General features: G+C 36.7%; 12 protein-coding genes. 5 read left to right on the top strand and 7 right to left on the bottom strand.

Annotation, left to right across the window (positions count from 1 at the left end):
* Positions 1-46 precede the first annotated feature (46 nt).
* Together AR685_RS14625 and AR685_RS14620 are read right to left on the bottom strand one after the other, a co-directional pair.
* Positions 47-817: a hypothetical protein gene (locus AR685_RS14625; RefSeq protein ID WP_047445154.1), complete on the bottom strand. Its 771-nt coding sequence runs from the start codon at positions 815-817 to the stop codon at positions 47-49.
* Positions 818-930: 113 nt separating this feature from the next.
* Entirely contained in the window at positions 931-4,278 is a 3,348-nt protein-coding gene (locus tag AR685_RS14620; RefSeq protein WP_047445152.1) for a methylmalonyl-CoA mutase family protein, read from the bottom strand.
* A 221-nt stretch (positions 4,279-4,499) separates the two neighbouring features.
* On the opposite strand from AR685_RS14620, the gene AR685_RS14615 reads away from it, so the two are divergent.
* The 5 genes from AR685_RS14615 to rpsB all read left to right on the top strand — a co-directional run bounded on the left by AR685_RS14615 (position 4,500) and on the right by rpsB (position 6,821).
* Positions 4,500-4,832: a hypothetical protein gene (locus AR685_RS14615; protein WP_047445150.1), complete on the top strand. Its 333-nt coding sequence runs from the start codon at positions 4,500-4,502 to the stop codon at positions 4,830-4,832.
* A 166-nt stretch (positions 4,833-4,998) separates the two neighbouring features.
* Positions 4,999-5,454: a 50S ribosomal protein L13 gene (rplM, locus tag AR685_RS14610; RefSeq protein WP_047445148.1), complete on the top strand. Its 456-nt coding sequence runs from the start codon at positions 4,999-5,001 to the stop codon at positions 5,452-5,454.
* Between the two features lie 5 nt (positions 5,455-5,459).
* Positions 5,460-5,846: a 30S ribosomal protein S9 gene (gene rpsI, locus AR685_RS14605; RefSeq protein WP_047445146.1), complete on the top strand. Its 387-nt coding sequence runs from the start codon at positions 5,460-5,462 to the stop codon at positions 5,844-5,846.
* 8 nt (positions 5,847-5,854) lie between these two features.
* Positions 5,855-6,034, top strand: coding sequence for a hypothetical protein (locus tag AR685_RS14600; RefSeq protein ID WP_047445144.1), 180 nt, complete (start codon positions 5,855-5,857; stop codon positions 6,032-6,034).
* Positions 6,035-6,053: 19 nt separating this feature from the next.
* On the top strand, positions 6,054-6,821 hold the full coding sequence (rpsB, locus tag AR685_RS14595) for a 30S ribosomal protein S2 (RefSeq protein ID WP_047445142.1): 768 nt from the start codon (positions 6,054-6,056) through the stop codon (positions 6,819-6,821).
* 69 nt (positions 6,822-6,890) lie between these two features.
* Here rpsB and AR685_RS14590 read toward each other — a convergent pair whose 3' ends face one another.
* The 5 genes from AR685_RS14590 to AR685_RS14570 all read right to left on the bottom strand — a co-directional run bounded on the left by AR685_RS14590 (position 6,891) and on the right by AR685_RS14570 (position 13,519).
* Positions 6,891-7,349 carry a DUF6759 domain-containing protein gene (locus AR685_RS14590; protein ID WP_047445139.1) on the bottom strand — a complete coding sequence of 153 codons (459 nt, stop codon included), beginning with the start codon at positions 7,347-7,349 and terminating at the stop codon, positions 6,891-6,893.
* Positions 7,350-7,450: 101 nt separating this feature from the next.
* On the bottom strand, positions 7,451-8,128 hold the full coding sequence (gene trmB / locus AR685_RS14585) for a tRNA (guanosine(46)-N7)-methyltransferase TrmB (protein ID WP_059124990.1): 678 nt from the start codon (positions 8,126-8,128) through the stop codon (positions 7,451-7,453).
* A 94-nt stretch (positions 8,129-8,222) separates the two neighbouring features.
* Positions 8,223-9,005, bottom strand: coding sequence for a DUF6759 domain-containing protein (locus tag AR685_RS14580; RefSeq protein ID WP_047445135.1), 783 nt, complete (start codon positions 9,003-9,005; stop codon positions 8,223-8,225).
* Between the two features lie 169 nt (positions 9,006-9,174).
* A complete protein-coding gene (locus tag AR685_RS14575; protein ID WP_059124989.1) occupies positions 9,175-9,963 on the bottom strand; it encodes a hypothetical protein in 789 nt (262 codons plus the stop codon).
* A 136-nt stretch (positions 9,964-10,099) separates the two neighbouring features.
* Positions 10,100-13,519: a T9SS type B sorting domain-containing protein gene (locus AR685_RS14570; protein ID WP_059124988.1), complete on the bottom strand. Its 3,420-nt coding sequence runs from the start codon at positions 13,517-13,519 to the stop codon at positions 10,100-10,102.
* Between the last annotated feature and the right edge of the window lie 65 nt (positions 13,520-13,584).

Raw genomic sequence — 13,584 nt, 5'->3', positions numbered from 1 at the left:
AGGATTTTCTTCAAGGCTTTCAAAATTATTCAAAATTCAAAGTCGCTTATTTAGGTTCAGACATTTCTGCCTCAAACTGCACCATTGCAGCTTTTGTACTGCCTTTATCCGTGCCTTTTTGCCATTCTTTTTCAGCTTTTACTTTATCACCCAAACTGTAGTAATAGCTTCCTAAAACGGTGTGACCTTCGACTTCACCCATGGTGATGATTTTCTGCCCCAATTTGATGATTTCAGGATTCTGTTTTGGCTTTTTTGTTTTGCTGGCTAGAACAGCACTTATTCCGCCGAGATCTTCCATTACCATTAAACCCAATTTTTCCATACAGGCTTTTGCAAGTCCTCTGCCGCATAAATCGTCAATGTTTTTGGTGTAGTTTGCCATGGCACTTTCATCAAATAGTTTTTCCAGATCATTGCTCTTAGCTCTGGTTTTTCGGTAATATTCGTAAAGAAGCTGCGCATTTTTTTTAGCTAAAGCATCGTCTTTTCTGTTGTTTTCTGCAATGCTGTCTTTTTTCAAGTCCCATTTTGTATTTTTCACCCAACTTGAATTACCGCTTAAATGGGTTTTAGAAATTTTAAATATAAAAATATCCTTATCCGGAAAAACTACGACAGAATCGCCTTTTACAAAATAATCACCTTTCCCATATCCTGCAATATCAACTTTTCCGTTACCGTCAAAAGCAAAATAAGAGTATAAAGATTCTTTGGAATTGGTCACAAAATAACCTTGAAGATTATTGTCAGCCTCTTGAGCATTCAAAAGCGTGCTGGAAATTATTCCTATCAATAGAAAAATGTATTTTGTCATTTGGAAATTTTACGAGAGTAAAAGTAAGAAAAAACCTCAAAGAAATTTCCTTGAGGTTTGATTTATATTGTTGAAAACATTTAGTATTCAAAATTGCCCGTCCGGCTACGGAACTACATATTCCTTCTGTACTTACCACCCACTTCAAACAAAGCATTGGTAATCTGACCAAGCGAACAGTATTTCACGGCATCCATCATCACATTGAATAAGTTTTGCTGGTTGATGGCAGCGTGTTGTAGAATTTTCAAGGCAGCTTCAGATTTGTCTTCATTAGATTTTTGGAAATTATGAAGCGTTTCAATCTGTACCTGCTTTTCTTCCTCGGTAGAACGAATCACTTCTCCCGGACGAACCGTTGGCGAACCATCTTTTCCTAGGAAGGTATTAACTCCGATGATTGGATATTCTCCGGTATGTTTCAGCCATTCGTAATGCATCGATTCTTCCTGGATTTTTGAACGTTGATACATTGTTTCCATTGCACCGAGAACACCGCCTCTTTCTGTAATTCTGTCGAATTCTGCATAAACAGCTTCTTCCACCAAATCTGTCATTTCTTCAATAATAAATGAACCTTGAAGAGGATTTTCGTTTTTCGCCAATCCTAATTCTTTATTAATGATCAACTGAATTGCCATCGCTCTTCTTACAGACTGTTCAGTCGGAGTTGTAATCGCCTCGTCATAAGCATTCGTATGAAGTGAATTACAGTTATCGTAAATTGCGTAAAGTGCTTGTAAAGTCGTTCTGATATCATTGAAATCAATTTCCTGCGCGTGAAGTGAACGTCCTGAAGTTTGAATGTGGTATTTCAACATCTGGCTTCTTTCGTCTGCGCCGTATTTCAGTTTCATTGCTTTAGCCCAGATTCTTCTTGCTACACGACCGATTACTGAATATTCAGGGTCGATTCCGTTAGAGAAGAAGAATGATAAGTTGGGTGCAAAATCATTGATGTCCATTCCTCTCGACAGATAATATTCCACATAAGTGAAACCATTTGCCAAGGTAAATGCCAACTGAGAAACCGGATTTGCCCCAGCTTCTGCAATGTGATATCCTGAAATAGAAACCGAGTAGAAATTTCTTACTTTTTCTGTGATAAAATATTCCTGAACGTCACCCATCAATCTTAGGGCAAATTCAGTAGAGAAAATACAGGTGTTCTGAGCCTGATCTTCTTTTAAAATATCAGCCTGAACAGTTCCACGAACGGTCGCAATGGTTTTCGCTTTAATTTCAGCATAAGCTTCCGCAGGAATTACTTCGTCTCCGGTTAAACCTAATAATTTTAAGCCTAAACCATTGTTTGAAGGTGGTAATTCGCCGTTATATTTTGGTCTTTCCAAACCTTTGTCGTCGAATTTTGCTTTTAAAGCTTTTTCAACATTTGCTTCTAATTGATGTTCAGCGATATACTTTTCAACATTCTGGTCGATGGCAGCATTCATGAAGAAAGCCAACAACATCGGCGCTGGTCCGTTGATAGTCATCGAGACAGAAGTCATTGCATTCACCAAATCAAACCCGGAATACAGTTTTTTCGCATCATCTAATGTTGCGATAGAAACTCCCGCATTTCCGATTTTACCATAAATATCCGGTGGTAGAGCTGGATCCTGTCCGTACAAAGTCACGGAGTCGAAAGCTGTTGACAAACGTTTTGCGTCCATTTCCGCAGAAACGTAGTGGAATCTTCTGTTGGTTCTTTCCGGCCCGCCTTCTCCAGCAAACATTCTTGTCGGATCTTCTCCTGTTCTTTTGAAAGGATAAATTCCCGCGGTGTAAGGAAATCCTCCCGGAAGATTTTCCTGACCTTTCCATTTAATCAAATCTCCCCAATCGGTATATTTTGGTAAAGATATTTTTGGAATTTTTAAATGAGATAAAGATTCTGTTGAGGTTTCTACCTTGATTTCTTTTCCACGAACAAAATAAGAATAAAACTCAGCTTTGAAAGCCTGTTTCGTATCGTCCCAATTATTTAAGAAATCGATATTTTCCTGTTGAAGGTCTTTTTCGGCTTTTTGATATTCGGCATCCAAAGTTTCATTAGAAAGGAAACTTTTCACACCCTCAATGTGATACATTTTTCTTGCTAATTCAGCCTGTTTTTCAACATTGGCGTCGTACTGTCTGTTGTTTTCAACGATTTCAGAAAGATAACGAACTCGCTTTGGAGGAATTATCGTAATGTCTTCTGAAACTTCCTGTTCAACGAAACCTTTTAAATTTAAGTCAGCATATTTAGCATTAACTTTTTCTATTAATCTATTGTATAAATCTGTTGTTCCGTGATCATTAAACTGAGAAGCTTTTGTCGCATAAACCGGCATGTCATCCAGCGGACTTTCCCACAATAAATGGTTTCTCTGGAACTGTTTTCTTACCGCTTGAAGTGCATCCAGAGCACCACGTTTGTCAGATTTATTTAAAGCAACCAAGTCTGCGTAATCCAACATATCGATTTTTTCCAACTGTGTTGAAGCTCCGTATTCAGGCGTCATTACGTACATTGAAACATCGGCAAAATCTGAAACTTCCGAACCGGATTGTCCGATACCCGAAGTTTCCAGAATAATTACATCAGGATGAGCCAGTTTCAACACATTTAATGCGGAATGAATGAACGGAGAAACAGAAACGTTGTTTTCTCTCGTCGCCATCGAACGCATATAAACTCTAGGATCGTTGATCGCATTCATACGAATTCTGTCTCCCAGTAGTGCACCTCCAGTTTTCTTTTTCGAAGGGTCAATAGAAATAATGGCAATTTTTTTATCTGTATTGGAACGTAAGAAACGTCTTACCAATTCGTCTGTCAAAGAAGATTTTCCGGCTCCACCAGTTCCTGTAATCCCGATGATTGGAATATTTAAATCTTTTGATTTTTCGTCAATGGCTTTTACCAGATCCGGTTTTTCTTCTGAGAAGTTCTCAACGGCAGAAATTATTTTAGCAATGCTGGTCGAGTTTTCAAAACTGATTGAGTCTAAGTCGCTTGCCTCGACATCTTTTCCTGTTGCGAAGTCTGACCTTTTCACCAAATCGTCGATCATTCCCTGCAATCCAAGTTCACGGCCGTCATCCGGAGAATAAATTCTGTCGATGCCGTAAGACATAATGTCTTCGATTTCTTCAGGAAGAATTACTCCGCCTCCGCCTCCGAAAATTTTGATCTGCGGAGAATTTTTCTCTCTTAAAAGGTCATAGATGTATTTAAAATATTCATTGTGACCGCCTTGATATGAAGTTAATGCAATCGCGTTAGCATCTTCCTGAATCGCTGTGTTTACAACCTCTTCAGCAGATTTGTCGTGACCAAGGTGAATGACTTCGCATCCTGTTCCCTGAATGACACGGCGCATGATATTAATCGCAGCATCATGACCGTCGAATAACGATGCAGCTGTCACAATTCTTACTTTATTTGTTGGAGTATATTTTTGGGTTTCCATATTGATTGTAGAAAATTTCTAAGTTTCCAAATATAACAATTTAATAAAAACTTATTTTAATTATTCAAGGTGTTGATTTTTAAATATTTAAATAAAATTTTAGAAATGAAAGTTTCCTGTTTTGACTTTTGTAATTGCAACATTAAATTAATTAGGTAATTTAACCATGACAGTTTCTACTCAAAATAAAATTCGTTATTTTTGCATCTTATTAAAATGGTATGCAGAAAGCTCTGATGTATTTCGCTTTGGGAACGGTTCTCAGTTTTGTGATCAATTATTTTTTCATCAGCAGTGAAAATGTTACTCTTGATATTTTTTATGCAATTGCTTTCGGCTTAGCTTGGGGATTGTCTTATTATTTGGATACTCCGAAATTTACATTAATTCAGAAATTGCTCAGTTCTTTTGCTGCAATGGGGCTTCTGGTTTTAGTGGGTTCGTTGATCTTTAATCTAGAATTGGCGATTCCTGCCATTCTTAAATTTTCTACAGTTTTTGTGGCGTATTATTTAATTGCAAGTTTCAGGGCTAATAAGTCTTTACGTAATTAATCTTACAACAAAATTCTTCTTTGGAAGCGGTCTTTAAATATTTAAATCGGATCATATATATAGATGTAGATTTATTAAGTTTAAATATGTTTTCACATTCTAAAAATAATTTGTACCTTTGCACACCCTTATGGGGAAAATTATGTTTAATCTTTAACTAAAACGTGTGAATACATTAAGTTACAAAACTGTTTCAGCGAACAAAGCTACTGCAAATAAAGAATGGGTTGTAGTAGACGCTGAAGGACAACCGTTAGGAAGACTAGCTTCTAAGGTTGCAAAGATTTTGAGAGGTAAGCACAAAGCAAACTTTACACCTCACGTAGACTGTGGTGATAATGTTATTGTTTTGAATGCTGGGAAAGTTACCCTTTCCGGAACCAAGTGGGAAGACAAGACTTATATTTGGCATACAGGTTATCCTGGAGGTCAAAAGTCTATGACGGCTACTGAACTTCTAAAGAAAGATTCTTTAAAAGTATTGGAAAAATCTGTAAAAGGTATGCTTCCAAAAACTAAATTAGGATCTGCTTTGTTCAAAAACCTTTATTTATATGAAGGAACTGAGCACAAGCATGAAGCTCAACAGCCTAAAACACTTAATATTAACGAATTTAAATAATTAATATGTCTATAGTTCACAAAATCGGAAGAAGAAAGACTTCTGTAGCAAGAGTTTATGTAAAACCAGGTTCTGGTGTGATTACAGTAAACGGTAAAGATGCTGCAACTTATTTCTCTACAGACGTAATGGTTTATAAATTAAATCAGCCGTTTATCCTTTCTGAAACTGCAGGTCAGTATGACGTTACCGTAAATGTTTTCGGTGGTGGTAATACAGGTCAGGCAGAAGCTATCAGATTAGGTATTTCTAGAGCGCTTTGCGAAATCAATGCTGAATACAGATTGTTGTTGAAGCCTGCAGGTTTACTTACAAGAGATGCAAGAATGGTAGAAAGAAAGAAACCAGGTCAGAAAAAAGCAAGAAAGAGATTCCAGTTCTCAAAACGTTAAAAAAGCGTATGGCTATTGGCTTATGGCGGATAGCTTTAGAAAAATTTTTAAAAAATTATTTTTTAACCCAAGCTGGGAAGCCAGTTGCCAAAAGCAATCAGCCAACAGCAACTTTGCCCGTTACGTTTAGCATCCAAACACTTCTCCCATCTAAAGAAGTTGTTGATTGTTTAAGAAACGGAAAGTAAACTAACAAAAACAGAAAACATGGCAAAAGCAAATGTAAAAGACCTTCTAGAGGCTGGTGTACACTTCGGTCACATGACTAGAAAGTGGAATCCAAATATGGCTCCATACATTTTTATGGAGAAAAATGGTATTCACATTGTAGACTTACATAAAACAGCTGTTAAATTGGATGAAGCGTGCAGCGCTTTAGAAAAATTAACTTCTGCAGGTAAAAAAGTTCTTTTCGTAGCTACCAAAAAGCAAGCGAAAGAAGTAGTTGCTAAGCACGCTGCTGAACTTAATATGCCTTATATTACAGAAAGATGGCCGGGAGGTATGTTAACGAATTTCGTTACAATCAGAAAAGCTGTAAAGAAAATGAACTCTATCGACAAAATGAAAAAAGACGGTACGTTCGAAACTTTATCTAAAAAAGAAAGATTACAAGTTGACAGACAAAGAGCTAACTTAGAGAAAAACTTAGGTTCTATCTCTGACATGGTGCGTCTTCCTTCTGCAATCTTCGTTGTAGATATCATGAGAGAACACATCGCTGTAACTGAAGCTAAGAAATTAGGTATCCCAGTTTTCGGTATTGTTGATACTAACTCTGACCCAAGAAAAGTAGACTTCGTTATCCCAGGAAACGATGATGCTTCTAAATCTATCGATATGATCTTAAACGTAGTTTCAGATTCTATTAAAGAAGGTCAGTCTCAGAGAAAAGCTGATAAAGAAAAATCTAAAGAAGAAGGAGAAGTAGTATCTGCTGATAAAGATGCAGATTTCGACGCTGCTGCTGAATAATTGAAGATTTATCTTTGAAATAAAGAAAATCCGCTAAACAAGTTTAGCGGATTTTTTTTTGTATTTTTTTTAGTTTGAAATTTTGACAGAATAAGAGCTTGTAATGAATTTTGTCTTCTGATAGAGTGCATTACAAAGCATTCCGGATAAATTATAATTCTGATTTTTAGGAACCATTACAGCGCCTATTTTATGAGCGCCAATTGGAATTTTTTTGAAATAATTATTTCCACTTATCGTTAAAACCATATTGCATGAAGAGCTGTTTTCCACATTGATTGAGGTTTTGGCGTTTTGCGAAGAGCCGTTCAGCAAATCATTTAAAACATCTGTGGTTTCAGGTTTATAAGTTTTTACTAATGCCTGATATTCTCTTTCAGTTTGTGCGGCAACACTCGTTTTTGTTCCTTTGTTTGAAATTACAGGAGCCGTAGTGGTCTTTTTTACAGGTTGTTTCGTACTCTTGTTACTTCCGCAATTTGTTAACAATAAAGTCATCAGAACAGTAAAAGGAAAGATTTTCTTCATGGAAATATTTTCTCGCAGTAAATTAAAATTTTATTTTTTATAAACTTATTCATAAAAAAGACTGTAAAAATACAGTCATAAAGTTTAGTTCTATTGAGGGTTTAGTTAATTCTGAATTTTATATACGTTATAGTTTTCCCTTTCGCTGAAAAAAGTTCCTCGTAATAGGTTTTAATATCTCTTAAATGGGGTGTTCCCGGGTCGTACTCCGCTGCTCCGTAAATGTCATGATGAGCGCTAATGATTTCGTAACCGGCTCCCTGAAGATATCCTAAAGTATATCCATGCAAAAACTCTGAATCTGTTTTAAGATGAATAATTCCTCCCGGCTTCAAGAATTTTTTGTATCTGTCAAGAAAATCAGGATGAGTAAGCCTGTGTTTTGTTCGTCTGTACTTGATCTGTGGATCGGGAAATGTAATCCAGATTTCATCTACTTCATTTTCTGTAAAAAAATGGTCTACCAACTCGATTTGTGAACGGATGAATGCCACATTTTTCATGTCATTTTCCACTGCTTCTTTAGCTCCAAACCAAAATCTGGCACCTTTAATGTCGATTCCTATGAAATTTTTATAAGTAAATGTTTTAGCCAGTCCTACCGTGTATTCTCCTTTACCACAACCTAATTCGAGAACAATAGGTTGCTCGTTTTTGAAGAAATCTTTTCTCCATTTCCCTTTAAGTTCAAAGTTGCTGATGGCTTCATCTCTTGTCGGTTGAATGACATTTGGTAATATCTTGTTCTCTGCGAATCTTGCTAGTTTGTTTTTGCCCATGTCTAAATATGAAATCTGGCAAAATTAGCAAAAATAACATAGATATGTTGATATTTAACGCTAAAAGATAGAAAGGAAATAAGAGTTACTGAGACTATTTTTTTGAAGAACTTCCAAGTGCTACCATCAAAGGTTTGTGTATGGTTTTCTGAGAAGCGTACTGAGCGCCGCAAACAATACTTGTCAAAAGATAGTCGCCTTTCTGTATGACAAGGGAATTATCACCGCCCGCAGGAACAGGAAGTCGGTATTTTGTATTTCCGACACCTTCAATTCTTACGATAATATTACAGTCTGATTTATTTTCAATCATGATAATGCATTCTTTTGCATTGGGGTCATTATCAAATAGAGAGTTTAATATTTTAACGGTTTTATTTTTATGTTCCATCGGATTGTCTGCCATCAGCATATTGAATTCTGATGCTTCTGTATCGGCAATTGCGGTGGTTGTTTTTGCTACATTCGGTGATGCTACATAAACATTTTTAGGTGAACTCGGTGTGTAAACAACAGCAGATTGGCCTACCTGTAATTCTCGTTGATATTTTGCAATCTGTTTCTGTTTGATAATCGCATTCATCTCATCAAAAGTAATCTTTGTAGATGATTTTCTCTTCAACATAGCAAGCCAGTCTTGCATTTGTCTGACCTTAGAATCGTTCGGAGGAGCGTTCTTTATGTATTCTTTCATAAGATCCATCACTTTTGGCTTCAAAACCGATCTGCGCGGATCATCTTCGTGAGCATCTCTCAGGAAAGCATTGATTTCGTATATGTTTTTACTCCTCAGAATATTGCTGTAATCTTTTCCCTTTTTTTGGGCAGATAAACAGGTAAACATCAGCGTACTAAAGATTAAAAGTAACTTTTTCATTAATAATAAATTAAGGCATTGAAGTTCTTTCTTTTCTTCAAATATGTTTTAGATTCTATCGTGAACTATGATTAGTTTTAATCAGCGATAAAATTAAACATATTTTAATGATTGAAAAAAAAAGATCGTTAATTTTTAAGTGATAGATTATGGTTCTATTCAGAAAATATTACTTTAAAATATCTTGCAAGTGTGAGTTTCTAAGCCTTCTCTGATAAATGGGAAGGTATTTTTCAATAGGAAGTTTCACAGCTTCAAAATTTCCGGTCTGTACATAAACTTCAACGTTTTCTGAGGTGTAAACAAACTGGAGGAAATTATCTATAAGGTTTTCTGGAATTTTAAATCTTGTAAAGTAGTCTTTACCCAGATAATTTTTAATCTGGGTCACAGAATTGTTCATTCTTTCATAGGCTACATATCGCTGCTTTTTCTTTCTCTCACCCGACAAAATATCAAAGATGCTTTCGAGACTGAATGTAAGACCACCATCTCTGAAACCGGCAACAGGCAGTTCGGGAGATGTACCGTCACCTTTTGGCTCAGGGAGACCGATTACTTTTTTCAGTGCATATGCTTTATCTTCTTTCCGTAAAGAATTGACATCATATCTCAAATTTCCTGTCGGCCGGAATCTGTTGATAACGACTTCCTGGATATCATGGTAAGCTACTTTTAATTCTATTAAATTACGGTTGTTGAAACTTTGAGGCTCGAGCTTTATATCTTTTCTTTCGGTAATAATAGATGTAAAACGGATAATGTCTCCAGGATTGCCCTGAATCGTAAAGTCTCCGTTGTAATTGGTAAGTACTGTTTTGTATGTCGTAAGATTGGTCACATAGACCTGATTAAGATACAACACAGAATTGTCTCTTAAAAAAACCTGACCCGAAAAAATCTGTGCATTAATTTTGCTTAAAAAAATCAATAACAAAAGGGTAATAACATTCTTCATATAATGTGCAAAATTACAGAAGAAAAATAGTATTATTTGATACTACTGAGTTTTAAACAGGTTAAAGTTATATTAAACTTTTATTGAAACTGTTAATGAATGTTATAAACAGAGTGCTAAGCTTACAAACTCAGAATTATTTATCCCAAAGACTGTCATTTCTGTTTTTTACCAAAAGCCAACTGCTGTATTTTACCGTAGTTGTATTTCCAAACTCTGTCCAAGAAATGAAATACCAATAGGTAGCTGTAGATACAGGTCTTCCTTTCATTTTCCCGTCCCAAGTAAAGTTATTTGAAGGTGTCCCTCTAAATAATTCAGCTCCGTAGCGATCAAAGATTCTGAATTCAAGATTGTCTTTGCTCATTAATGCCGAATAATCAATGTCGTCATTATGGCCATCTCCGTTTGGTGTTATGGTATTGATTAGATCAATGAGTACAAAAGTTTTTTCTACTACATCACATTTTTGAGAATCTCTCACATAAATTTTGTGATTGCCTTGCTGCACATTGTAAAAAACATTTGAACTTTGCCAGGTATTGTTATCTAATGAATATTCGTAAGGTGGTGTTCCGCCTGTAACGCCTATGGTTACGGTACTACCATTGATGTCGATAGAGGTTATGACCGGTAAAACGGATTCAGAGACATTCACAAACTGTTTATAAACACAACCGTCAAAAGTAAGTTCTACCCAATAATTTCCTGCACCGACATTTGTTATTGATGGAGTAGTAGCTCCAGTATTCCAAAGGTATGCTGTAAATCCGGAGCCTGCATCTAGCGTTGTTTTTGTCTTCGGACAAATAAGCTGATCAACTAAAATGTCGGATTTTTTTGGGATTTTCAGTGTAATTCTTAACGTTCCAACATTCGGACAGAAACCATTTTTTTCAAATCGAATATAATAAGTTTGTGTACCCGTAAGTGTTACTGTACCACTGATTGGTGCCGTGTCATTCTGTGCATCAGCCAAAGTTCCGTGATAACTTACAGTCACCAATGGGTCTGCTGTGAATTGTGATATAAATTGCGAAAGATTCACCACTTTGCTTCCATCCAAATCGTCATCACAGAAAGTGGTCAGCAGAGAAGTAGTTAATAATGGTAATCTTGTTCCTACTGTAAAGTTGATAGGCTGAATGACGGGTGCGCATCCGTTTGGAGATTCTACACGAATGTAAATCGTAGTGTTTACTGTGTAACTCCAGTTATTTGGAAGTGTATTATTGTTTCCAAGGTTTGCATCAGCTAATAGAGCATAATATCTCACATTAGTAAAATAGGCAGGATTATTTAGAATTAATAGAGTAATATCAGATAAAACAACGTTCACCGTCCCATCAAGATTTTCGTCACATTGATTTCCAAAAGTTCCTGGTGTAACTACTGCTAAAGGAAATAAATTTAGTGTAATCTCCGCGATATTTTTACAGCCTGTCGTATTTTTTACAACAACATACACGATCGTTCCAGAAGCTGCAGGATAATTTGTCGGAGCACTGATGAGTCCGAGAGCATTTTCTGTCTGTGCGGCCAGTAAACTTGTGTAATATGTTTGGGTAACTGGTGTATTATTAGTGACATTCGCTGTGGTTAAATTAAATGTTCCTGTGCCGTTTATGTTACAAACTGTCAAAGTTGCATTGTTAACCGTTACCGGTTGAATGTTGAGTGTAACGGTTACCGATTCACAATCCGGAAAGTTGGGATCGTTACCACAGAAGGTATAGGTGAAGGTATCTGTTCCACCTGCTGCAGGGTTGGTTACTGTGTAAGTGATCACGCCGTTTGTGGTGTTGATAACTGCTGTTCCTAACGTTGGGGCGGTTGTAACCGCGACCGTTGAGGCTACAGGTGTCTGCGTAGACGTGGTAAATGTAGGGGTCAATATTTTGTTATCGCAGATATTAAAACTTGCAGTGGTCTCTTTGAGGCAATTTAAAACTTTGTAAGGGAGCGTGACAAGTGGTGCACAGCTGCCCATCGTTACAGAACAGGTGTAATTTCCTGATTGTATGGGTGTGTAGGAGGGAGAGGTTGCGCCAGAAATGAGAACGCCGTTTCTGTACCATTGATAAGTTTCGTAGATAATTGGATCAACTGTTAAAACGATTCCGGGCACGCAGTCTCCTCCCGATTTTAAAATTACCGGTTGCGTTGAAAATCCGGCGAAGAAACCTCCATATCCTACTGCATCACTACCGGCTGTAATCCCAGCAGTAATGGCTTTCGTAGAAACAACAGTAATTGTTCCGACAGTATTGGGAATTCCGTAGGTTACCCATGCATTTAAACCGGTCATATCAAAAGGTCCTGTAGTGGCAGGAGGGGTGACACCGTTGACGGTTACCGTTGCACCACGTTCTGTAACTAAATTTAATTTTGTAGGAACATTAAGTATTCCGGATGGATTTGCATTAGAATGAACAAAATTTTCGTTAATAAATCCAATTTCATTAATCTGTTTAGGAAGATAGCAAGTCAAAGCCGGGATAAAATTGAATCCACCAGTCGCAATTTCGGTTCCACTTACAGAATCTCCGGCCAAAAGCTGATAAACGTATGCGTTTTTGGTGGTCCTAATATACATATTATAGTGGCTCGTACCCTGCAATTGATATTTGGTATCGGGAACTACGTAATATTGTCCGGTGTTTAGTGTGATAATCGGTAATCCTTCATTATTTAGGTAAACCTGAGTATTATCCTGAGTTGCAATAACCAAAGCACCTTCCATGTTGCTCCCGATGCTTCCGTTTCCTTTTACCAACGCAAACTGGGTTCCCAATTGCTCAACAGGAACAGATTGATCCATCAAAATATCTGAACTCGTTGGTGCATTCCCGGAATATTGACCATTGAAATTTCCATTGGTGATGTTGACGGGCTTATCCGCCGTAATTTTAGTGCCAATAAATCCATCAAAATTCCCCGCAACATTTCCGATGCCGTCAATGATATATGATTGTCCTTTATTCAAAATAAAAGTCATGGTGGGATTCGTTAATCCTGTAGTTCCATTTGAAAACTGCACAGTTGGTTTATAACCGGACACTGTGACCGTTGTGTTGTCTTCTGTTGCCAGAATACTGGTCATGAAATTAAGAATACCATTGCTTACCGTTATCGGAGCGTTGGCAACAAAGAAGTTTTTTCCGGTAGAGGGGATTCCTTTTGAGGTAATGATTTCTGCGTGATTGAAAACTGAAAACCTCAAATTGGCATAAAAAGGAAAATCGGCTTTCACGTAGAGGCCTTTTGTACCCGGAGTGAAGAGATCAGTTTGTAAAGTTGTAATGATATAACTTCTTAAAACATCAAATTTCTGGGGATTGTTTTTGCTTATCGTTACAGTTCCTATTACCACATTATTGTTATAAATAGTTACATTAAACGGTGTTGTACGGTTTGTTGAAAGATATAATTTTTGGTAAGGATTAGGATTTCCTGTTCTGTCTATCATTGGTGCAAACCAATGCTCTCTATCCAGTTGTGCGAAAGAAATAGAGAATACGTAAAAAATAAGAAAAAAAGATAAAATTTTCTTCATTCTGTATTAGATTTTATCACAAATTTAATAATAATATGCGTTGAATCATTTAAAAATAAATAAAA

The organism is Chryseobacterium sp. JAH (assembly GCF_001507335.1).
Taxonomy (GTDB): Bacteria; Bacteroidota; Bacteroidia; order Flavobacteriales; family Weeksellaceae; genus Chryseobacterium.
Note: the sequence above shows the minus strand (reverse complement) of the source record. Positions and strands in the feature narration are given on the sequence as shown.